Source organism: Deinococcus aquiradiocola, assembly GCF_014646915.1.
GTDB lineage: Bacteria > Deinococcota > Deinococci > Deinococcales > Deinococcaceae > Deinococcus > Deinococcus aquiradiocola.
Window position 1 is genome coordinate 1 of record NZ_BMOE01000017.1, and the last position, 21,346, is coordinate 21,346.

At 61.8% G+C, this 21,346-nt stretch carries 21 protein-coding genes; 15 read left to right on the forward strand and 6 right to left on the reverse strand.

Annotated features, from left to right (window positions below; all coding sequences use genetic code 11):
* Positions 1 to 1,688 precede the first annotated feature (1,688 nt).
* The 3 genes from IEY33_RS16870 to IEY33_RS16880 all read left to right on the forward strand — a co-directional run bounded on the left by IEY33_RS16870 (position 1,689) and on the right by IEY33_RS16880 (position 6,586).
* Positions 1,689 to 3,509, forward strand: a complete 1,821-nt coding sequence (locus IEY33_RS16870; protein ID WP_188964464.1) for a site-specific integrase — start codon at positions 1,689 to 1,691, stop codon at positions 3,507 to 3,509.
* Complete coding sequence (locus IEY33_RS16875) at positions 3,506 to 5,545, forward strand: hypothetical protein (RefSeq protein WP_188964465.1); 2,040 nt, start codon at positions 3,506 to 3,508, stop codon at positions 5,543 to 5,545. The genes IEY33_RS16870 and IEY33_RS16875 overlap by 4 nt, the downstream gene beginning before the upstream one ends.
* Positions 5,546 to 5,683: 138 nt before the next feature.
* Positions 5,684 to 6,586, forward strand: a complete 903-nt coding sequence (locus IEY33_RS16880; RefSeq protein ID WP_188964466.1) for a hypothetical protein — start codon at positions 5,684 to 5,686, stop codon at positions 6,584 to 6,586.
* A 117-nt stretch (positions 6,587 to 6,703) separates the two neighbouring features.
* Here IEY33_RS16880 and IEY33_RS16885 read toward each other — a convergent pair whose 3' ends face one another.
* The gene (locus tag IEY33_RS16885; protein WP_229671109.1) at positions 6,704 to 6,937 is read right to left on the reverse strand and encodes a helix-turn-helix domain-containing protein; all 234 of its coding nucleotides are present in this window, start codon (positions 6,935 to 6,937) and stop codon (positions 6,704 to 6,706) included.
* A 920-nt stretch (positions 6,938 to 7,857) separates the two neighbouring features.
* Here IEY33_RS16885 and IEY33_RS16890 point away from each other — a divergent pair.
* Positions 7,858 to 8,547 (forward strand): hypothetical protein, encoded by a 690-nt coding sequence (locus IEY33_RS16890; protein WP_188964467.1) that lies wholly within the window; start codon positions 7,858 to 7,860, stop codon positions 8,545 to 8,547.
* Positions 8,544 to 8,831 carry a hypothetical protein gene (locus tag IEY33_RS16895; RefSeq protein ID WP_188964468.1) on the forward strand — a complete coding sequence of 96 codons (288 nt, stop codon included), beginning with the start codon at positions 8,544 to 8,546 and terminating at the stop codon, positions 8,829 to 8,831. The genes IEY33_RS16890 and IEY33_RS16895 overlap by 4 nt, the downstream gene beginning before the upstream one ends.
* A gap of 228 nt (positions 8,832 to 9,059) precedes the next feature.
* On the opposite strand, the gene IEY33_RS16900 is transcribed toward IEY33_RS16895, so the two are convergent.
* Together IEY33_RS16900 and IEY33_RS16905 are read right to left on the reverse strand one after the other, a co-directional pair.
* Positions 9,060 to 9,281 (reverse strand): hypothetical protein, encoded by a 222-nt coding sequence (locus IEY33_RS16900; protein WP_188964469.1) that lies wholly within the window; start codon positions 9,279 to 9,281, stop codon positions 9,060 to 9,062.
* Between the two features lie 276 nt (positions 9,282 to 9,557).
* Positions 9,558 to 10,520 (reverse strand): leucine-rich repeat domain-containing protein, encoded by a 963-nt coding sequence (locus IEY33_RS16905; protein ID WP_188964470.1) that lies wholly within the window; start codon positions 10,518 to 10,520, stop codon positions 9,558 to 9,560.
* Between the two features lie 158 nt (positions 10,521 to 10,678).
* On the opposite strand from IEY33_RS16905, the gene IEY33_RS16910 reads away from it, so the two are divergent.
* The 7 genes from IEY33_RS16910 (at position 10,679) to IEY33_RS16940 (ending at position 17,381) form a co-directional block, all read left to right on the forward strand.
* Positions 10,679 to 12,079 carry a DEAD/DEAH box helicase gene (locus IEY33_RS16910; RefSeq protein WP_188964471.1) on the forward strand — a complete coding sequence of 467 codons (1,401 nt, stop codon included), beginning with the start codon at positions 10,679 to 10,681 and terminating at the stop codon, positions 12,077 to 12,079.
* Positions 12,066 to 13,292, forward strand: coding sequence for a DUF790 family protein (locus tag IEY33_RS16915; protein ID WP_188964472.1), 1,227 nt, complete (start codon positions 12,066 to 12,068; stop codon positions 13,290 to 13,292). The genes IEY33_RS16910 and IEY33_RS16915 overlap by 14 nt, the downstream gene beginning before the upstream one ends.
* 452 nt (positions 13,293 to 13,744) lie before the next feature.
* A complete protein-coding gene (locus IEY33_RS16920; RefSeq protein WP_188964473.1) occupies positions 13,745 to 14,011 on the forward strand; it encodes an AbrB/MazE/SpoVT family DNA-binding domain-containing protein in 267 nt (88 codons plus the stop codon).
* A complete protein-coding gene (locus tag IEY33_RS16925; RefSeq protein ID WP_188964474.1) occupies positions 13,999 to 14,238 on the forward strand; it encodes a PIN domain-containing protein in 240 nt (79 codons plus the stop codon). Before IEY33_RS16920 ends, IEY33_RS16925 begins: the two co-directional genes overlap by 13 nt.
* Before the next feature lie 302 nt (positions 14,239 to 14,540).
* The gene (locus tag IEY33_RS16930; RefSeq protein ID WP_188964475.1) at positions 14,541 to 16,046 is read left to right on the forward strand and encodes a protein adenylyltransferase SelO; all 1,506 of its coding nucleotides are present in this window, start codon (positions 14,541 to 14,543) and stop codon (positions 16,044 to 16,046) included.
* Positions 16,047 to 16,220: 174 nt separating this feature from the next.
* Positions 16,221 to 16,994 (forward strand): sunset domain-containing protein, encoded by a 774-nt coding sequence (locus IEY33_RS16935; RefSeq protein WP_188964476.1) that lies wholly within the window; start codon positions 16,221 to 16,223, stop codon positions 16,992 to 16,994.
* A gap of 3 nt (positions 16,995 to 16,997) precedes the next feature.
* On the forward strand, positions 16,998 to 17,381 hold the full coding sequence (locus IEY33_RS16940) for a hypothetical protein (RefSeq protein WP_188964477.1): 384 nt from the start codon (positions 16,998 to 17,000) through the stop codon (positions 17,379 to 17,381).
* Positions 17,382 to 17,528: 147 nt separating this feature from the next.
* Here the strand turns inward: IEY33_RS16940 and IEY33_RS16945 are convergent, their stop codons facing one another.
* The 3 genes from IEY33_RS16945 to IEY33_RS16955 all read right to left on the reverse strand — a co-directional run bounded on the left by IEY33_RS16945 (position 17,529) and on the right by IEY33_RS16955 (position 19,139).
* Positions 17,529 to 18,020 (reverse strand): integrase core domain-containing protein, encoded by a 492-nt coding sequence (locus IEY33_RS16945; protein ID WP_229671110.1) that lies wholly within the window; start codon positions 18,018 to 18,020, stop codon positions 17,529 to 17,531.
* 453 nt (positions 18,021 to 18,473) lie between these two features.
* On the reverse strand, positions 18,474 to 18,707 hold the full coding sequence (locus IEY33_RS16950) for a transposase (RefSeq protein WP_229671111.1): 234 nt from the start codon (positions 18,705 to 18,707) through the stop codon (positions 18,474 to 18,476).
* A gap of 66 nt (positions 18,708 to 18,773) precedes the next feature.
* The gene (locus tag IEY33_RS16955) at positions 18,774 to 19,139 is read right to left on the reverse strand and encodes a helix-turn-helix domain-containing protein (RefSeq protein WP_188964478.1); all 366 of its coding nucleotides are present in this window, start codon (positions 19,137 to 19,139) and stop codon (positions 18,774 to 18,776) included.
* A 517-nt stretch (positions 19,140 to 19,656) separates the two neighbouring features.
* Between IEY33_RS16955 and IEY33_RS16960 the strand changes: the two genes are divergently transcribed.
* From IEY33_RS16960 to IEY33_RS16970, 3 genes are all read left to right on the forward strand, one after another.
* Positions 19,657 to 19,824, forward strand: coding sequence for a hypothetical protein (locus IEY33_RS16960; RefSeq protein WP_188964479.1), 168 nt, complete (start codon positions 19,657 to 19,659; stop codon positions 19,822 to 19,824).
* A 52-nt stretch (positions 19,825 to 19,876) separates the two neighbouring features.
* Positions 19,877 to 20,032 (forward strand): hypothetical protein, encoded by a 156-nt coding sequence (locus tag IEY33_RS16965; protein ID WP_188964480.1) that lies wholly within the window; start codon positions 19,877 to 19,879, stop codon positions 20,030 to 20,032.
* 139 nt (positions 20,033 to 20,171) lie between these two features.
* Positions 20,172 to 21,344: a M50 family metallopeptidase gene (locus tag IEY33_RS16970; protein WP_188964481.1), complete on the forward strand. Its 1,173-nt coding sequence runs from the start codon at positions 20,172 to 20,174 to the stop codon at positions 21,342 to 21,344.
* Positions 21,345 to 21,346 lie beyond the last annotated feature (2 nt).

Here is a 21,346-nt window from a genome sequence, read left to right on the forward strand (position 1 = left end):
ACCAGTCCAGCGTTCAGGGCGCGTTTGACGTAGTTCTGGACGGTAGTTCGTCCCAGCCTGACACTGCGACCGATGTCTCGGTCGCTGAGGTGGTGGTCGAACTTAAGTCGAAGGACATCCCGGATTTTTCGCATCGACACTCTCTTTTTTGGTCATCCTTCAGGATGACCGTGGAGTCTCGTGTGCTGGCAGAGAGGTGGACCGATAACCCGAGCGCCGGTGGCCCGATCAGCTCAGCACAGGTGGCCACGTCGACTGAGCGCGGGTGGCCCGAATGGGTGAGCATACGCACCAGCGTTTCTGGTCGGTCAAACGTGTGTCCAGTACGGGTCAATCCGAAGCGGCGATGACCCTGTCACCCGCGGGTGACAGGGTCACGACCACGCGCATCCACGTGCTATTCACCCACGCGTTCTCGAAGACTGAATGGGCAGCGGGTGGCGCAGGTCTTCCGGGACAGCACCCGACTGCACCGGGACGTGACGAAGGGAGCGTGTACGAGGGGAGTACACGCAGTAGGGTGAGTTCCTCACCCTGCGTCTGGACACGCTGCTGAACCGGGCGCCGCTGAAGTCGAAGGTGAACGAGCGACTCCGACTGGGAATCCTGACGCAGAGCTTGCTGGACCGAGTGTGACGGTTTGAAGGACCCGGACATTCCACCAACAAACAACACAGCGAGATGGAGCCTGCGGACGGTGGTGATGGCGAGGAAGGTCTTGCAGTGCAGCAAGAACGCGGTGGGTGCACAGACGTAACATGTGGATCAATTCCACGGTGGAGACCGCGCGGTTGCGCGGCCAGGACCCCGTCGCGGTCCTAACTGGCCTGATGCGCTGACCGGGTCCTTGATTTCAGACGACCGCTAATCACCGACCTCGGGCATTCAGCCACTCTACCCAAACCGGTTTTGAGCGCAGGCTTTTAACCCATTCCGCAGTTGAACGGTACCTCAGGTACTGTCAAATTTACTCCCAAATGCCAGAAAAAGCGGTGGGTGGAGCAGTATTCCGCACACCGGACGGGAGTCAAGCACATGGCTGTAAAACCCTCAATCTATCAGTCAAAAAATAACTTCAAATCAGCAGCCTGGAACCAAGGAATCTATTTTTACGACGGAGAAATTTTTCCTCTCCCAGTGCGGCTCATCGAATATTCGCTGACTGCTGACCAATAATTATCCTAACCACGTCGATGATCAGGTAGCTGGATTTGAATCTTCTTCCAAACCAGCGTTTTTTCGCTCCTGGAGCGGGAGCAACAGGCCTACGATATTTTGTGTTTTTTACTGTCCGGCGAAAAAAATAAGACTGTAAAATATAGATGCTTTCTAAAGGAAGTAAAATTGCCTTACGGCATATCACAGCACAAAGCTCTAATTTCTTGTCCGAGAAGCTGCGCAACCATGCGTCCGTGCGTTCTGTATGGACTCATTCCGCACTTTTTATCTGGCGGTTCATGGCTTGTACTTTAGCATTCTATCGAGAGTTAAATTTGGACAATGCTAGACGGCCTCCAGGAACGAGGCTGGGAACATTTTACCACAACTTAATTCAAAATACTAGTCCAAAGCTAAAATTTTTAGGAAACATGAAGGCAATTGGAATCCAATACGGCTTGGCAGATGGTAGGCCTGCGTGAAATCCGCCCGAGTTGACAAAGCGAACTTTTTGTGCGCAGCCTAAATATATGACCAGACGCGGCGGGCAATGGATGCAAAATATTTTGGGCGCGCCAACGTACAGCGAAGTAGATCTTTCTGTTGAAAAGCTGATTAAGTTTTCTTCAAATGATTTAGATCTAGCGAAAGGTTCAACCAAAACATATATTTCCAATCTTAAAAAGTACCTAACTTGTCAGAAGGAGTTTTTTGGTATAAGTGATCGTATTTCAATAGATTCTTATTCACGGCTAATGAAACTGAAAAAATCTGAGAGAGATTCTCGGGGTTTTACAGATACGATAATGTCAACCGTAAAAAAATATCTTATAGTTTCAAGCAACAAGGCGAAAAGTAAGGACGTAATTTATAAAAAGGAGATCGACAACGCGGTTATTCATTATGGAGTGAACGCTGCCAAAAAACAAAGGAAGATACTAAACTCTTCAAATAAAATTGGGTACGTCTTCAAATTCGAAAAATCTACTCAATTTTTTAAAGATTTTCAAAAAGACTACGAAAAATCCAATATCGAACTGAGCAATCCCACAAAGTTGAAAAGGCTCACAGATTTATCTCGATATTTTGGGAGTATTGATAAGATAGAAAGTAGAATGGAGTCGGGGGTCGCTGTAAGTTACTGTGAGATTTCACAGAACTTATCTGACATTATAAACCCGAAAAATACCGAGCGATTTGTAAAATTTATGATTTCGAGGAGAGGGAGTATAACCTTAACGATTATCGATACTCTCAGAACTATAACTCAGGCCTTTAGTAGCGAAACAGAATGGCTAAATTTATACGCGGATCCTTTAAATTCACATCACGATGAAGTAAGAAATTCGGCGCAAAGATCAGCAAGAAGAGGAATTCTAGATATTCTGGAGAAAGAATATAATGAAACAGGAGATATAAAATTTTCTCTTAGAAAAGCTGAGCTCTCAGAAGTAGGATCGAATATTTTTAATCTATTGACGCTGGACGAAAAGGTTATATTCACTAATCTAGCAAAGCAAGATTATTTCGATAAAACTGCCTCTCACACAAAAAAGATTACGGAAAAATACGAAATCGAATTACGGAAAATAGGAATGACTAGAAATCCTTTTCTACCTATTTCATCTCTTCTGGAACTTCATGATCCGTCTGAGCCTATCTCAATTGCCCTAATTAAAAATATGAGAGAAATACTTTTAATTAAAAGATCTCCACCAGATATTACTACGGCAAGACTTATGAGGGATCTTATTTTCGTTTATTTGATTAGTCTATGGCCGTTGAGGAGGTCACATTGGCTTAATATGAGATACTCTATCGACAATTCTGGTCATATTCATCTCTCTGAATCTGGAGATCTTGTTATACAAATTCCGGTCGAAGATTTTAAAAACAGAAATTCCCGTATGTTCAAGAAAATGAAATACAAAGGTGAACCTATATTTTTTCCTATAAAGTATTCCGACCAAAAAGAATTGATAGATCTGATAAAATTATACGTTAGAGCCTATTTACCCCTTCTTGGATTAAAAAATGGAGTCATGTTTTACAATAGCGAATCTACTCTAATCGATAGCTGCAAAAAATGGCAAGAGCGATATTTACATCCAGTCTGTGACGAAATGGGAATAGCCAGACCACTGTTGTTCGGCGTCCACAGCTTCAGGCACATCTGCGCCACCACCATACTGAGACTCTACAAGTCGCCCCAACTCGCAGCTGACCTGCTCCTCGATACCCTAACTTCCGTCCTGAAATTCTACTCGGCCTACCTGCCGAGCGAAGGTTGCCAGGAAGCCATTCAGAACAACATCAATCGCCGCAAAGCCCTGGAAGGAAGATTAAAATGAACGATCAGCCTCATCATCAGGGAAAAAGCACTTTTACAGCTCGTGTCATCACTGTCGACCCCGCCACCACCCACATCACCCAGAATCTCCTCTACGGCAACGCATTCACCACTGCCAGAAGTACCGCACATGAACTTCAACCACGAAGTCTCAAGCGGAAGTCCCTCGACCTGGAGGCAGACGTCGCTGCCATCACCGCAGATCAACTCTCGGAGCCACGTGGACACAGAGGAGCACGTGTCGACTACGCACACGACCACACCCTACGTACCGACAGTCAACACTTCGTCAGAGACGCCGCCGTGATGCGGTGGCTCGAAAACGAAGCGTTCAACTTACAGACTGCCCGCAGGTTCCATTTCGGCCTGAAAAGCGGCCAGAATTACTCACGTGCATTGATTTTCCCTCTGATCGACGCATCCGGGCAGCCAAGAACACGCCGCATCTACCATGGTCTGCCCGGCATCACACGGTTCACCGGCCCACCCAGAAACACGTGGACGCTCGGCCCACCGACCACGTACTGGGCTACGCCCATCCAGCAGCAACCCATCGTCATCATCTGCCACGGCTTCACCATGACCTGGCGGTTCGCGCAGTTCATCGCCGGCACGTCACTCGCCCAGCAGGTCTGCCTGATCACCAGCAGCAACCCCGACACCCTGCCGGAGGAATGGACGGATCCGAACTTCTGGGCGACCTGGCAGGAGATCTACTTCGCCTGCGACAACGAAGTACAGGCTGAACTGCTCACGGAAGCCCACGCAAGTATCGGGATGGCCTCAAGACAACTCCACCTGCTCCTTCCCCCCACTGGCCAGACCTGGCGTGGATTCATGGCTCTTGGAGGCACGGACGAACTGCTCGTCAAGCAACTCCAGACCGCAGGCCTCCCCTTGACCGAGGAGAGCGAACCCGCGCCCCCACTCGAAGAGGTGCCGACCAATGCCCTGCTGGACGTCAACATGACCTTCAGCAACGGGGCCCTCCACTACCCCTTCTACCGGTACAGGGCGGCCAGCCCGACGATGTCACTGATGGAATCTGAGGTGCCCCTTCCGACGATCGAACGCTGTGTTCTGCGTAGCGACGGGAAGGTTCTCAGGGTCGTGCCACTCCCGGCGCGCCCGATGGATGGGGGACCGACTCTGATGCTCGACGACGGCTCGCTCATAGAAGACCTGCCCGCCACGCCGGCATCCGTGGTGACCTTCAGCCATAAGGCGATCGAAGCTTTCCAGACGGGCCAGATCAACCGGCGTCCGGCAGGATCCCGGACTGGGCGTGAGCTGCTGGATGCAGTGCGTCAGGCACTGTCGACGTCCGTCCCTGAACTGCAGCAGGAAGAAAGCCTGATTCTGGCGTACACTCTTTTCCTTTCGTATGTTCAGGCGATCTTTCCTGTGCTGCCAGTCGTTCGCGTGGATCTCCCGCACGTGCAGGATCGGCTGGCTATGGAACTTCACGCGCTCGGCTGTAACGCCGTTGAGCTCCCGGTTCAGGTGGGTCTGGACGTCCTGACGAGCGCACTGCATTCTTCGGGGGGGCTCGTGATTGTGAGAGGCGATGAACAGGGGGAAGCTCCTCTTACGGTCGACCTGATACAAGTGCTGAGGCGGGCGTGCCTGCGTCAAACTGCGATTTCTCCTGTCCTCGATGCAGGTTCAGGCTCACTTCGACTGATCAGCACCAAAGCGCTCACGGTGCTTTTTCATCCTTCGAGCCTGCCCGCCGATGGAGCGGCTGAACTCGTGATTTCTGATTCAGTTCGCGGCAAGGCAAAACCAGGACCAGTCCAGGCCTCCGCAGCGGAGCGGTTCAGGCTCCGGCAGGACCTGCACATCTGGGGCATGGAACAGGCTGTTCGCCTCAGCACCACCGATGTGGACAAAGCGTACCCGGCCATGTGGACCGACCCTCGCATCAAGGCGATTATTGCTGTTGCTCTGGTGGTTGGGGATCACAAGTCCACCGATCTGCTGGTCAGTCAGCTGGCCCTGCGGGGCTTCGCCAGGTTGAAGGGCAAGAAGAGCTGAGCGGTGGCCGCACGGCGGCAGGCAGCGGAGAGGGGCGACATCGTCGGTGTCGCCCCTCTCCGCTGCCTGTCAATGCTTGGCGCATCAGGGGTACGCCGATCGCCGAACAAAAATAGACTATAAGTGATATTTTGAGCCGTGTCTTCATCAGCCCGCCTGCCAAACGAGGGCAATCCCACGAACCCAAACGCCGTCATGGCAGGCGCCCGCGCCGTACTCTCCGCCTACCGGGCACTCAATCTCCTCGAAGGGCTCGATCCCGGCGAATCACTGCTGGCAAGTCAAGCCGAAGACTGCCTCAAGCTCTCGCGGTTGATCGTCGGGATTGGCACCACCCTCCTGACCCAGGATCACCACCCGCTCTCCGAGCTCCCGCTGGAAGTCAGACAGCGCCTTCAACTCGTCGGCAATAACCCCTCGACCCTGACGAGGGAAATGGAGTGGCTGCTCCTGAACGCCGTCCACCTTCTTCCCCAGGCCCCACACCGGGCCGCACCTTCCCTGATCGCCTGCGGCTCCCTTCTCGAGCAGCTGGTGATCAGCCGATATAGCCATGAACTTCCCGCCCCGGTCGTATACCGCTTCCGACCGATGAACGAATTTGACCACCTGATCTACAACACGTTGTACGCCCTGGCCTCGAATATCCTGCCTGGCATCACCCCACAGCCCTCCGTCCCGGGCGCACTGCACTGGCAGATGCTGATCGAGAACTGGAACCTCTACCTGATTCGTCAGAATGGGACTTCGTCACCCCCGACCGGGACGAACACCACCAAAGAAGCCGAGTGGACGAAGATGACAGTGATCGCGCAGGAATACCCAGCGGCCTCTGCGATGGAACTCTGCAAGATTCTCAACGTGACACCCGTACTGATGGCCACGTCGATCTACAAGTTCACGCAGGCACTCCTCAAGACCCTGAACACGCTGCAGCTGCATGCGCCACGACAGACGGATTTCGAATTCTTCCCGCCCGGCTCAGTCACGAATCAACCGGAACTTCCGATCAATCCAGACCAGCTCCCTGCGAGCACGTGATCGGGCATGCCGTTCGGTCCTGACCCCGAATCTCAACCCCGGGCTGTCCATCAGGCACGACACCTGGCGGCCATGTACGGCAGGAAGCCGCATCCGTCGACACACGTCTGGCAGACGTTACAGGTCAGGTTCTGCGGACGAAAGCAGTAACGCTGGTGCGACGTTGAGCGCTTCGGCGATCCTGCCGATGTTGTCGATCGCAACGTTTCTCTTGCCTCGCTCGATCTCGTTCACGTAGGTGACGTGAAGTCCGGCGGAGGCCGCGAGTTGTTCCTGGGTCATCCCGACCTGTTTCCTGAAGGCCCGCATGTTGTGGGCCAGTTGAAAACGGATCGGGTGAGGCGAACGCACCAGACAATGAAGAAGTTTTTCGGGACGGAAGTATATAGGCTATAAGTGATGTTTCGGAGTGCCTCTCATTGATCAGCGAAGCCCGGGCCAGCACGAATTTCCAATTAGGGCCATCAGGGGAACCCATCTCGGTACACTTACACATTTTCCTGGGCGTACCCAACCCTTCCGGACCACAGTTGCTCTGCCCGGCACGAAGAACATACTCTGAAAAATAACTTGCCAGAAGAGCACAGCCCGAATAAGCTTCCGTCCTTCGGCCGCCATATACTCACGCCATCCAGAACCACTTCAGTCTTTTCGCAGCCGCCCCGCAGGAAATCGAGAACCTCTCAGGGCCTGTAGCTGTCCGTCTCAGCGAACTTCAGGGCGATCTCCCAGTAAGTTCACCGGGCGTCTACATCACCCGGCAAGGCCCGGCGCCGGCGCCCCAGCGCGCCTGCGCCCTCCTCAAAGTTCCGAATCATGGAGTAGATGTCGTAAGCGTCCTTCGGTTCCCGGCGACCCAGCAGCGCCAGACATCCCGGGTCCGCCTGACGATCCGCGGCTCCGCCCCATGCCGGAGCACCTGGCCGACGCCTCTCATCGCCATGGTCCGCAGCCCCCGGACCCACAGCGGCCGGTGTCTGGTCAGCGTCACGCCGTCCGGGATCAGCAGGTCGATCTCCACCGTGACGGACGATCCCCCAGGTCGGCCGTTACGGCGAGCTTGAAGGTACGCAGTTCCGGGTGCTCGCTCGACTCACTGCGTTGGAAGTCACCTGCACGACGTGGACCGCACGCCCTGATGGACCGGCTGATAAGCGCGTACGAGCGGGCCCCACGGGCCGAGCAGAACCTTGCTGGAGACCTGCCCGAACGGTATAACGCCGCGCTCGGATTTCAGCCGAACGGCGACGCACGGTACACTCGGCGGACGCATGACCGACCACACCGCCGACGACCGCGCATCCCTGAACCGGGCACGCCGGGCGGGCCTCACGGACCGGCAGGCACGCATCAGCCTCGACCTGACGCGCGCCACCCCGCACCACCTGGCACCCGGGCAGCACCAGAAGAACCTCGTCCTGGCGTACTGGCAGGCCAGAACGGACGCCGACACGTACTACGCGCAGGTACGGGCGTTCGCGGACGCGCACGGCCTCACGTCCCGCACCCGGCCCGGCACCGTCAAGGACGCCAACCGCAGCGTCGAAAAAATGAAGAACGCGCCGGACCGCGTTCCTGTCGACCTGCTCGCCGCGACACTCACCGCGACCAGCGTCGATCAGATGTACGACGCGGCCGTCCTCGTCCCGAACGCCTTCCACGTAGTCGGCTTCCGGGACCGCATGATCGAACGAGCGAACTCCGGGTATGGCGACCTGCAGTTCACGGTCGATCTCGGGGCACACCTCGCGGAACTGAAGATCGTGCACGCCCAGTTCGACCACATCGACCGGTACGAGCACCGCGTGTACGAGATCAGCCGCGGTATCCTGGCCGCCGCCTCCGACGAGCTGGACGTGCCGGAGGAGATCGTGGTGCTCGCGCTGAACGCGGCAAGTCGCCAGATGTACACTGAGATCTGGCAGGCGATTCTCGACGCCGAGAACGGAGGACCGCAGTGAACCGAATCAAAACCCCGCAGTACTACGTGTACGACGGCCTGCCCGTCAAACTCGAACCGACCCCCCGCGGCGGACTGAAGGTCAAGGTGTTTCAGCGCGGCACGAAGACCTTCAAGGGCGACTCCACGTACCTGTCGCACCTGCTGTACGACCGGGACAACCTCGCGCGGGAAGTGACGGTCGAGGAGTTCAGGCGCCAGGTCGGGCGACTCCACAACTACCGCGGCGTGAAGCGCGCGGCGAAGGCCTACCCGTACCTCCGCCCCCTCCCACTCGCCCACTGAACCCGGAACCTGAGACGCGCCGCATCCCTCGACAGGGAGCGGCGCATTCTTCATGTCTGCTCAGTCCCGCACCGTCGCGGGCCGCCGCGTTTCAACACCGATGTGCGGGAAGAGAACACGCGCTGGACCGCGCACACAGATCCTCAACGTCGCGGGCTAGGTCGTCTCCGGGGTGGGGGCAAGCGTCTGCAGGCCCCGCACGATACATGCGGGCCCTCCGCTCAAGATTCAGCGCGGGCGCGCAGGGACGGTGCGTTTCCAGACGCTGTACAGCACGCCCACCATCACCACGCAGAGGCCCTGCTGGAATTCGAACACGGTCCCGTGCGCCCACGTGGCCGACACGAACACCCCCACGAACAGGGCCGACAGGGCGAGCAGCATCCACGTCCACACGAGCGGGTAACTCTCCGGCATCTCCTTGAACCCCCGTACCTCCCATTCAAGCACTCCATGGGACGGTGTGCCACGGCAAGCCCCGTGCATGCTTCCTGAGACTGAAAGCCCTGCACTCGCTCGCTTCGTCAACATCACCGACGCCGGCGGCACGTACGGAGACGTCTGCGGACTCGATGACCATCCGACACCCATCCTCGCAGACGCCCCGTCTCCGTCCGGACATCCCAGCAGCCTCGTCGCATTCTTGCCCCAGCACGCCCCACGCAGCCTCCGGGGGTGCTGTTGATGGTCGAGGGTGGATGCGGTGACCGTCCTGCCGCGCAGGGATCACGCGTAGATCAGGCAGCCGCGCTCGCGCAGGGCGCTGAAGGCTTCCGGCAGACGGGTCAGCCTGTTCCACCGTACATCCAGCCGTTCGAGGTTCGGGAGCCGTGCCAGCCACTCCGGCAGCACCGACAGGGCGTTGGCGCGCAGGTCGAGCACCCGCAGGGCCGTCCACTGTTCGAGCGAGGCCGGCAGTGCCTCCAGCGCGTTGAACCGCAGGTCGAGTTCCGTCAGCCGCTCCAGGTTCCCGAGGCTCTCCGGCAACCCGGTCAGGGCGTTGCCCTGCAGCGACAGCTTCTCCAGCTGCGCGCACTGCCCGAGGCTTTCCGGCGCCCTGGAGAGCCGGTTGTTCATCAGGTGAAGTTCGCGCAGGGACCCGAGTTCGCCGATGCTGTCCGGCAGGACCGTCATCCGGTTGTTGTATGCCCGGACCTCCTCGAGTTCACCCAGTTCGCCCATCCAGTCCGGCAGGTGGTCCAGGGCGTTGTCGGTGACGTTCAGGTACTGCAGGGCCGTGAGGGAACGCATCGACGCCGGGAGGTGGCGCAGGCGGTTGTTGCTGAGGTACAGGAACTGCAGGGCGTGCAGGGTCCCGAAGACGTCCGGCAGGTGATTCAGGGCGTTGTGCCCGAGGTCGAGCATCCCGAGCGCCGTCAGTTGCCCGAGGGCGTCCGGGAGGACATCGAAGGCGTTGGCGGAGAGGTTGAGGGTGCGCAGGTCGGTGAAGGTCCACAGCCAGTCGGGCACGCCGGTGAGGTGGTTGTTGTACGCGCTGAACACGCGCGCTCTCCTGCACCTGTGCAGGGTGTTGGGCAGGACGGTGAGGTGCATGCTGTTGAGGTGGACGTGATCGGTGGTGAAGGCCGGGTCGCGGGACAGCGCGGCGAGCAGGGCTGCACCACGTTCGTGCTGTGGGTGCTGGTGAAGGAGGGCAGGCCCTGCGGGTCCGGCGTCACTGCGGTTCATGCTTCACGGTACCAGCGGGGAACGGCGGCCTGAACGTCATCTGCGTTCGGGCCAGGGATTCAGTGTGCCGGAGCCTTCGGTGCGCTGCACGCGCGTCCGCGACCCGCCGGGACGGGCGCGGGGCGTTTTCCTCACGGCGGGCCGCTATCGTTGAGTTCGTGGTTCCTCTTCTCCGACACGACCGCGGCACCCTCGTGATGAGTGACGTGCCGGACGTCGTCCGCTCCCTCTTCACCTGGGACGCCCGCGGTCAGGTGTACCGCGCTCCCGGCCGCGCCTACCGCGAAATCAGCGAGGTGCTGCGCGCCCACGCCGCCCCGTACCGGGACGAGGCGGCCGCCTTCCAGAAGCTCGACCTGACCTTCGGGCGGGACGTCACCCCCTACCCGCACCAGACGGAAGCCCTCACCGCCTGGAAGCGCGCCGGGCGTCAGGGCGTGATCGTCCTCCCCACCGGTGCCGGCAAGACCCTCGTCGCGCAGCTCGCCATGCGTGACACGCCGCGCAGCACCCTGATCTGCGTGCCGACCCTCGACCTGCTGCACCAGTGGTACGCCGGGCTGCTCGCCGCGTTCCCCGACGCCAGCGTCGGTCTGCTCGGTGGCGGCAGTCACGACGAGACGCCCGTCCTCGTCAGCACCTACGATTCCGCCGCCATTCACGCCGAACGCCTCGCCGACCGGTACGGCCTGATCGTGTTCGACGAAGCGCACCACCTGCCGAGCGATTTCACGCGCGCCATCGCCGAGATGAGCCTCGCCCCGTACCGCCTGGGCCTCACCGCCACGCCCGCCCGCTCCGACGGCCGCGAAGCGGACCTGGACACATTGATCGGCAGCGTCGTGTACCGGCGGCGTCCCGAGGACCTGCGCGGCGGGGCGCTGGCCGATTACCGTGAGGTGCAGATCCTAGTGCGGCTCAGCCCGGCGGAACGCCAGCAGTACGACGAGCTGATCGCGTTCCGTAACCGCTTCCTGTTCAAGATGAGCATCCAGCTCGGCTCTCTGGACGGCTGGCAGCAGTTCCTGCGCAGCAGCGGCACCCCGGACGGCCGCCGCGCCATGCTGGCCCACCGGCAGGCGAAGAGCCTCGCGTACGGCACGGACGGGAAGCTGCGGGTGCTGGAGGAGATCCTCGCGAACCACGCCGGCGAACGCACCCTGATCTTCACGGATGACAACGCCACCGTGTACCGCGTCAGCCGGGAGTTTTTGATCCCGTCCATCACGCACCAGACGCCCGTCAAGGAACGCCACGCCGTGCTCGAACGCTTCCGGTCCGGTGCGTACCAGGTGCTCGTGACGAGCCGTGTGCTGAACGAGGGCGTGGACGTGCCGGAGGCGAGTGTGGCGGTGATCCTGAGCGGCACCGCCACCGAGCGCGAGCAGACCCAGCGGCTCGGGCGGATCCTGCGGCGGGCCAGGGGGAAGAAGGCGACGCTGTACGAGGTGGTCACCGAGGGCACCAGCGAGGAACGCGTGAGTCAGCAGCGCCGGGGGCAGTGGACGCCGGGAAGTCAGGCGGGTCCGGTGTGGGAGTCGGTGAATGCTCCCGACTGAACTGCTGATGTTCCGCGTCAAGGCGGGGATCGTCGAGCCGAGGCGGTTGAATCCCACGCCCGGTCACCTGACGCTGGTGGCGGCGCTGTGTGGGGCGTTCGAGGCGCACGTGAACGACAAGCGCGCGCAGCTCGAGGAGGACTTGCGGGCACTGGAGGCGGGCCGCAGCGACTACCGGGTGGTGCGGGGTCTCGCGCACCTGCTCGCCCAGGACCACGCGGTGTTCGAGACGGGCGGCACGGTCGAGCCGGGCACGGTGCGTGAGACGGTGTTCTCCCTCGCGCAGGGTCAGCCGCCCAGCCGGGCGAGATCGGCACGCATCCTGGAGGACGCCTCGACCCGTCTCGGGCTGGGCAGTGCGGAGGAGGCGCTCGACCTGCTGTACGCGGACCTGCCGGACCAGCAGCGGCTGGTGAGCTTCGAGGCTCCGGACCCGGTGCCGCTGCTGCAGCGGTTCGAACTCGCGCAGGCGCAGGGGGTGCTGTACCGGGCGTACAGCCTGATCATCACCGCGCACCGGAACGAACCGGCGCGCTACAAGCAGCTGCTGCGGTACACGAAGCTGTTCGGGTTGATGGTGACGGTGGAGGGGGACGCGGACACGGGCTTCACCCTGACGATGGACGGCCCGACGAGCCTGTTCGGGAGCACCACCCGGTACGGGCTGGCGCTCGCGAAGTTCCTGCCGGCCCTGCTGCACGTGACGCGGTGGGACCTCACGGCGGCCGTCAAGCCCAGGAAGGACCTGGCGTGGGTGGACCCCTCGGATGAGGAGTGGTCGTTCCAGCTGACGAGCGAGGACGGGTACGTCAGCCACTACAAGGAACCGCAGGAACATGACAGCGCCCTGGAGTCCGGTTTCGCGGAACGGTTCGAGAAGCTCGGCACGCCGTGGACGCTGGAGCGGGAGGTGGATCTGGTGCCAGTGCCGGGCGGGGTGATCATCCCGGACTTCCGGCTGGTGCACCCGGACGGGCGGAGCGTGCTGGTGGAGATCGTGGGGTACTGGCGGCCGGAGTACCTGCGGAAGAAGTTCGAGCTGCTGCGGCGATCGGGGCGGACGGACGTGATCGTGGCGGTGTCGGAACGGCTGAACCTGGAGAAGGCGGGCGTGAAGACCACCGATTTCGGGGAGCGCGTGGTGTTCTTCAAGGGTGTGCTGAACCCGAAGGTCGTGCTGGAGCTCGCCGAACGCATGGCCGCGAACTCCTGATCGGGGTCCGGGTCACGCAGCCAGGATTCAGTGGCGGGTGGCATGAGCATCCACGAAGGCCACGTGACGCTGCGCCGTGATCTCGTACCGGTCCCGTTCAAACTCGCCCGTGTCGCCGTGCACTTCAGAGCGTTCCGTCCTGACCCGGCGCCCGTCATGGGACTCGACCGCCAGACCGTCCTCGCTGTAGACGATCGGCTGTCCCGCCGCGTGCGGCGGGACTTGAGTTCCGGATGCTCACGTCCTGCATCGTGGCGTTCCGGGGCCGTCGTGAAGCCCGTCGTCCTCCCCCCATCTGCATCACTTTCTCTCCTGGCTGGTCTTTCCTGTGGACTGTTCCGGTGCTGGCGTCCGTGCAACTGTGCGGTCTTTCGGGCGGTGGGGGAAGTCCGGGCAAGGGCACATGACCGGCGCCGCAGTGAATTGGCAAGGAAATACCTAAACTGACAGGTGTGGGCGCATACCTGGAGATCGACCGCTTCGGCCGCAGCCTCATTCCCAGGTCCCTGCGTGACGCGCTGGCCCTGCAGCCCGGCGCGCAGCTCGAAGTCGAACTCGAAGGCGGCGCCATCCACCTGCGCCCCGCCGCGCGGGACGCACAGGTCAACCGGCATCACGGTTGCCTGATCCTCAGCGCGGACGGCGTCATCACCGGCGATCCAGTGCAGGACCTGAGAAACGAGCGGCTGAACGAGGTGCCCGGTTCGTGGAAGGACTGAGCGACCTGACCGTGCGCTGGACCGTGCTTCCGCTGGGTGAGACGGACGACCTGAACGCCATGGCCCGCTGCCGCAACCTGGGACTGCAGGGCGGCGCAGTCTACGACCCCCTGATCGCGCAGGCGGCCGTGCACGCCGACGTGACGGGGCTGGTCACCCTCAACGCCAGGCACTTCGTGCGGCCCGGTGACGACGTGCAGCGGCGCGTGATCGCGCCGGACACCTGAACCGGCAGCAACGACTTTCCGTGGCAGGCGGGTCAGGCCGGGGCTGCTCCGCTTGCCGTGTCTGCACCTTGAGGACGGCCGGCAGCGCCTTCATGAATACGGCCCCCTGCTGCGCCGCCTGACGTCGGGTGCGAATTCCCTGAACCACCTCGTGCATCCGCGCTGGCGCTCTCCCCTGGGGGGCCGTGGGGAGATCACTGTGCGGTTCCAGATGGGCCGTCAGGCGTACGGTCATCCGGCTGCTGCCACCGGACTGTGTCCAGGGTCCAGTCGATGTGCGGGGAGGCGTCAGACTGTCTGCCATGCCCCTCTCCCCGTTCCAGTTCGACAACTCCTACGCGCGGGACCTGCCCGGCTTCGCCGTGCCCTGGCAACCGGCCACCGTGCCCGCGCCACACCTGCTGTTCTTCAACCGCACCCTCGCTCTCGAGATGGGCCTTGATCCCGAGGAGTTGGACGGACCTGACGGGGCCGCCATCTTCGCTGGCAACCAGGTCCCCGGGGGGGCCGAGCCGCTCGCGCAGGCGTACGCGGGCCATCAGTTCGGGGGGTTCTCCCCGCAACTCGGCGATGGCCGTGCGCTGCTCCTCGGCGAGGTCATCGACCCGTTCGGAAGGCGCCGCGACCTCATGCTCAAAGGTTCCGGGCGCACGCCCTTTTCCCGACGGGGCGACGGCAAGGCTGCCGTCGGGCCCATGCTGCGGGAAGTCCTGATCGGTGAGGCGATGCACGCGCTCGGCCTCCCCACCACCCGCGCCCTCGCCGTGACGGCCACCGGCGAGACCGTCCACCGGGAGAGGGCCCTCCCCGGCGCGGTCCTGACCCGCGTGGCCGCCAGTCACCTGCGGGTCGGCACCTTCGAATTCTTCAGTGCCCGGCACGAGACGGACCGCGTCCGGCAGCTGGCTGACTACGCCATCGCGCGGCACGACCCCGACCTGATTGGAACGGACGACCGTTACCTCGGCCTGCTGCGCCGGGTCGCGCAGCGGCAGGCGACGCTGGTGGCGGGGTGGATGAACGTCGGGTTCATTCACGGCGTGATGAACACCGACAACGTCGCCCTCTCCGGTGAGACGATCGACTACGGTCCGTGCGCGTTCCTGGAAGCGTACGACCCGGACGCGGTGTTCAGCTCCATCGACCACGGTGGACGGTACGCCTACCGCAACCAGCCGCCCGTGACGCGCTGGAACCTGGCGCGACTGGCCGAGACGCTGCTGCCCCTAATCGCCGGGCAGGACAGTCAGGAGGCCGTGTCGGAGGCCACCTTGCAGGCGACCGGGGTGATCGACGCCTTCCCGGTGTGGTACGAGGACGCGCTGCTGACGGGTCAGCGGGCGAAGCTGGGCCTGCACGGTGGGGACGACGCGACGGACCGCGCGCTCGCCGGGAACTGGCTGACCCTGCTGCACGGGCAGCGGGTGGACTTCACGCTCGGGTGGCGGAGGCTGGCCGACGCGGCAGGCGGGGACGAGGGGTCCCTCCGGGCGTTGTTCACGGACCCGCAGGCGCTGGACACCTGGCTGGCCCGCTGGCGGGAACGGGCGGGGAGTGAGGGCAACACGGCCGCGGACTGGACGGAACGGGCCAGGCTCATGCGCCGGGTGAGTCCGGTCGTCATTCCGCGCAACCACCGGGTGGAGGAGGCGCTGGCGGCGGCGTCCGATCACGGGGATCTCGAGCCGTTCAGGCGGCTGCTGGCCGCCCTCCGGCGGCCGTATGACGAGACGCCGGAACAGGCGGGTTACGCCACACCGGCCAGCGCGGAAGTCACGGCCTGTTACCGCACCTTCTGCGGCACCTGACAGGGCCGCCCAGAGCGACATTGATGTGGGTGGAGTTTGGTGGGGAGTCAGTCCAGTGGTTTCTGATCAGCAGTGGTTCCGATCGGATTCCAGCCCCTGTCAGCGCCAGCAAGCATGAGGGCGCCCGGCACCTGTCGAGGCGAGTTCTATACGTTCGTCTGTCACACTGCGGGCATGCGATCCCTGAGTGCACTGCTGCTGCTGGCGCTCTCCCCCGCCGCCCTCGCCATCAACCTCAACGCGCCCCTCAACCCTGACCCTGTCAGGACACCCGGCGACGTCCTCACCAGCGACCCCAGGGTCGTCTGCGTCAGTGGGTACACCAAAACCGTCCGCAACGTCCCCCAGGCCCTCAAGGAACAGGTGTACCGCAGTTACGGCATCACCTCCCGGGAGTCCGGCGAGTACGAGATCGATCACCTGATCAGCCTCGAACTCGGCGGCAGCAACTCCGTGCGGAACCTCTGGCCCGAGAGCTACAAGACCAACCCCCTCAACGCCCACGTCAAGGACACCCTCGAGAACAAACTGCACGCCCTGGCGTGCAGCGGGAAGATCACCCTGCAGCAGGCGCAGCAGGCCATCGCCAGCAACTGGCAGGCTGCGTACGTCCAGTACGTCGGTCCCCTCCCGGGCGGCGTGACGCCGCCCCCCGCCCCGAAGCCCGGTCAGACGTCCGGGGCCGCGACCGTCCCGGTCCTGCCTACCAGCACACCACCCAGCCCTCCTGTGGCCGCGACCACCCCGGTCCCGGCCCCCACGGCGGCCAGCGTGGCGCCCAGCGGTGGTGCGTGCCCGGCCAGCGCCCCCATCAAGGGCAACATCGGCAGCAACGGGAAGATCTACCACCTGCCGCAGGGCGACCCGAACTACCGCCGCACGCACGCTGAAGCGTGCTTCACCACGCCCGCCGCCGCACAGAGTGCGGGCTTCCGGGCCGCGAGGTAATCCATGACTGATGACCAGACGAAGGCCACCGTGCAGGATCAGACCACTCCGACCACCCCCCCCAGTCCCGAAGAGCACGCAGACATCCCCTGGATGGTCACGCAGGCGGACGGCACGCCCGGTGGGACCCCGACGGACGAGGAGCGCGAGATCGTCACAAAGGCGCACGCGCTGCTGCAGGCCGATCCGCACTTCCAGGCGCTGCCGTCCCCGGCACTGTCACGCGTCGAGATGAACCGGGGCGTGCCGTGCAGCGAGTCCGGGTGCCTGTACCTGCGCTACGAGGTGCCGGGTCAGACGCCGCAGGAGTTCTGGCCGCACTGGGGCAAAGCGGACAAGGTCAGCTGGAAGAGCGGACAGGTCAGTGTCCAGCAGGCGAAAGCATAAGTTGACACCCGCTGCATACCGGGCTATCTTAGAGAAATCAAGGCGACCTTCGGGCCGCCTTTCTTGTTGCGGTAGTGGGCTGGAATTAGACTCTGTTGGCGAATTCCCAGGTAAGCGAGAATGATGGGCAATGCTCCAGGTTTGACTTCAAGCGGCGTTGCGAGCATTCGCCGTTGACGTCAGTGTAGACCAAGGCGTGGCGTAGCCGAGCGCCGAATGACGGCGCTCGTGGTTGTACCAGCGGTGAACGTCCGGCATGGCCGCCCGCACATCGGCCATGGACTGCCAGTCCTGCCAGAAAGCGAACTGATATTTGTACGTTCGGTTGAGGCGTTCCAGGAGCCCTGTACCTCCCGGCTGGGAGACCTTGCAGCGCACCCAGCTGCCATACTTCAAACAGCCCTGTTGAAAGAGGTTACTGGTGAAATCGCTGCCCCCATCGCTCTGTACCAGGATGGCCGCATGGTGTCCCTCTGCACGCAGCACGGCGACCGCTTCGTCAAGCGTCAGCTTGGCGAGGTGCATGGACAGGCTCCGCACGACCCGGCTGGACAGCACCACCCGTGAAATGACGTCCAGCACGAAGTAGATCCAACAGACCCCATCAGGAAGCGACAACCGTGTTGCGTCGATTTGCACTCGTCGACCTACAGGCCAATCTTGCGGCACAGAAACCTTCGGTGAAGGTTTCCGGGTCTTCCGAGGCAGCGGTGGGTGGAGATGCAGCTCGCCCAAGGCCACGCGGATCTTGTGCAATCCGATCTCCTCGCCCTGGGCCTTGAGTCCTGATACAGCAATCGGTATCCGGAGGTGGGGTGTTGCAGCGCCGCCTGGCGCACCTTCTCGTAGAGCGCGTCGCGGTACTGCTGCTTGGCACAACGTGCTGGCGCGTTGTGCTGATGGTCCCGTAACCGCCAGTTAGGCACGCTGGCATACTGAGCGAACCGTCGTAGGCTGAGTTGGGGTCGGCTCTGCCAGAGGACGATCAGATCAATCAGCGTCAGAGCCGCCGCACTTTTCGCGCAATATCCAACTCCAGTTCCTTTTCGGCCACGATGCGCTTGAGACGGTCATTCTCCCGTTCGAGGCTGGTCACGCCCTGATCCTGACGGTCGCCAGAGAGGCGGGCAGGCCCCATACAGGTGCCGTTCTGCCCAAGACGCGGGCACGGCCCGCCTCCAGGAATTGGGTTTTCCAAGTGTGGATCAGGCTTTCATTGACCCCATGCTGACGGGCCGCTTCCGCAACGCCGAGTTCACCTCGCAGCACGTTCAGAATGATGGCTTCCTTGACGTCGGTGCTCCAGGTCTTGCGTTGTTTCCCCATGGTGATCTCCAGTGTGCTCGTCCCTCGTCTCAAAAGGGTCAAGATTTGGAAGTCATTCGTGGAGCACTACCTAAGCAGCAGCGCGAAGGACGGCACGAGATGCGGCCCCAGCCCGAAGGCTCGCCAGATCCGACGGACCGCACTCTGCGTCATCCCACTGGCCTGTGCCATGCTGCGGGTGCTCCAGTGGGATTCGCCTTCTGGCACGGTGTCCAGTGCGAGATGCACGACCCACTCGATGGCCTCATCCTGGAGCGTTCGTGGCGCGCCCAGATCGGGCGCGCCACTCAACCCTTTCAACCGCTGGGCCACGAAGCGTTTGCGCCAGGTGCCAACCGTGTCGTCACACCGGCCGACCTGCGCACCGAGCTCTGCGAGCGTCCACTCCGGATGATCTGCGCCCAGCAGAATCACCTTCGCACGGGTCGCCAAACCCCGAGGGTTTTGGCGACGTCGGACCAAGCCGCTCAACACTCGGCGTTCGTCGGCGCTCAAGATCGGAACGGGGGATGGACGGCCGCGATGCATGCGCCATTTCCGCCCTCAAATTACGCCGGCTGATCCCAGCGTTCTTCCAGATCAGACCACTCGAAGTCCTCCATGAAACACCACCCCAGATCCCTCTCCAGACGTTCCATGTTCATTCCATCTTGACCCGGTAGAACAGTGCCAGGCAGGCGATAAATGCATGGGTGAGACATCGAGGGTCGGTCAGTCGACGGGCCGTTCCGCATGTTCTGTTCATCGTAGGAGTTGCTCTGTCTGTCGGTGAGCACCGTATCCACCGTCTGATCTGAGGCCACGCCGGTGTCACCCGTTCGGTGCATCGAAGGCCTGGCAACGATGAGGGTACCGCCGCTTCCCGGCTCTCAGTCGAGCTGAGACCAGCTGTATGTCCGTATCGGCCTCACGAATTCACTCACAAGTTAGGCAGAACAGGAGGAGAACCATGCATCACTTCGGAGCAACGTTTGAAGCGGTTGAGGTCAAGCCTTTGCTGGCACAGAGCGAGCTGAGCTTTCAGCCCCTCGATGAGCTGAACACTGCCAGCGACGAATCTGCGGCCATCGGATTGGTCGCTGGACTGCTGCTGGTGGCCATCGTCTGCTCCTCCTGAAGACATTCTCCTGCCTGACCGCCAGGACGGCCCACGTCCGGAAGGAGCTGTGATGGAACTCACGACGATCCAAGCTGCTGAACGTCCCACCGCCGAGCTGGAACTGATCGAGCTCACGCCGCTCGATGTGGCCGGTGATTTCGCCGACTTCCTGACTGGACTGGGGACCGGCATCGCCATCGGCATGCTGCTCTGCGGCGGAGCCTGAGCCTCAACCAGCTCTAAGGTGCGGCTCCACGGTCCAGTTGAAGGTACGTCCGCGTGCCTTCGCGCTCGGATCCGTGGAGCTGATTTCATGTTCGGCACAGTAAATTCCGACAGCTGCTCTCGGTGACAGGGGATGACGTATGACCGACGGAATGCTCCCAGAACGAAATGACTTTTCTTCGCGCCCGCCTGCATGGTCGCGTGAAATTGATATCGGTGAGGAAGTCGCCGCTGGCCAGGTCGCGGTGAGGGTGGGTGAGCGGTTCTTCACGGTCGGAACGACCCTGAAGGACATTCTTCAGGACCTGAAGGGGTCGGACCTCCGTGCCGAAGTGGGCGCGACCGCAACGCGCCTGAGCGTACGGTTGTCGGTCTCGCAGGCTCAGCAGCTGGCGGCGCAACTGCTGAGCTATCTCGCGCGTGAGTCCGGGCCGCGGCGGTTGTGGCGGCAGATTCAGCGGGGCTTCGTCAAGATTCCGCTGGTCTATCCCACGCAGGACTGGACCGACAGGTGGCGTGGACGTGTGCTTACGCCTTTCACGGTCGCGGGAAGCGTCCTGCTGCTCGTCCTGTCGATGGTCGTCATCGTGAGCCGGATCAACACCCTCCCGGTCGCCATGGGGCAGACCCTCCCGTGGACCAGTTACCTGACGCTGTGGAGTCTGTTCACGCTGACCACAGTGGTTCATGAACTCGGGCACGCCCTGGTGGCGGCACACTTCGGGATCCGGACACGCTCGATGGGGATCGCGATCTTCGTTCTGCAGCCCGCCGGGTACGCGGACGTCAGCAACGGCTGGCTGAGCAGTTCGCGGGCCCGGCTGTACACCGCGCTGGGCGGATTCATGGCTCAGGTGGTTCCCCTGTTCATCTTCAGCCTGGCCTGGGCCGCGACGCACCAGTCGATCTTCGGGTATTACTGCGTGACGAACCTGGGCTTTTTCGCCATCAACATGATTCCGCTGCTCAGAACAGACGGGTACTGGGTACTGGTCAACCTTTTGAATGAGCCGGCACTCATGCAGAGCTGTCTTCAGGAGCTGCACGGGGCGGTCCGGGATCCGCTTCAGTTCGCGCAGCGTCCGGGCAGGCGACAACTGTACGCCGTGCTTGGGCTCGCTTCCCTGATGTACACCGTGGGGACCTACCTCCTGGGGGCCGGATACCTGCTTTCGTACCTGCCCGCACGTGTTCAGTTGCTCGCACCGCTCGTGCCCGTGACTGGGCTCCTGTACTTTGCCGTGCGCTGGGGGATCAGGGCCGCCCGAAGCCGCCAGCGTCAGCGACCAAACGCGCTAGGAGAAGCCGTATGACC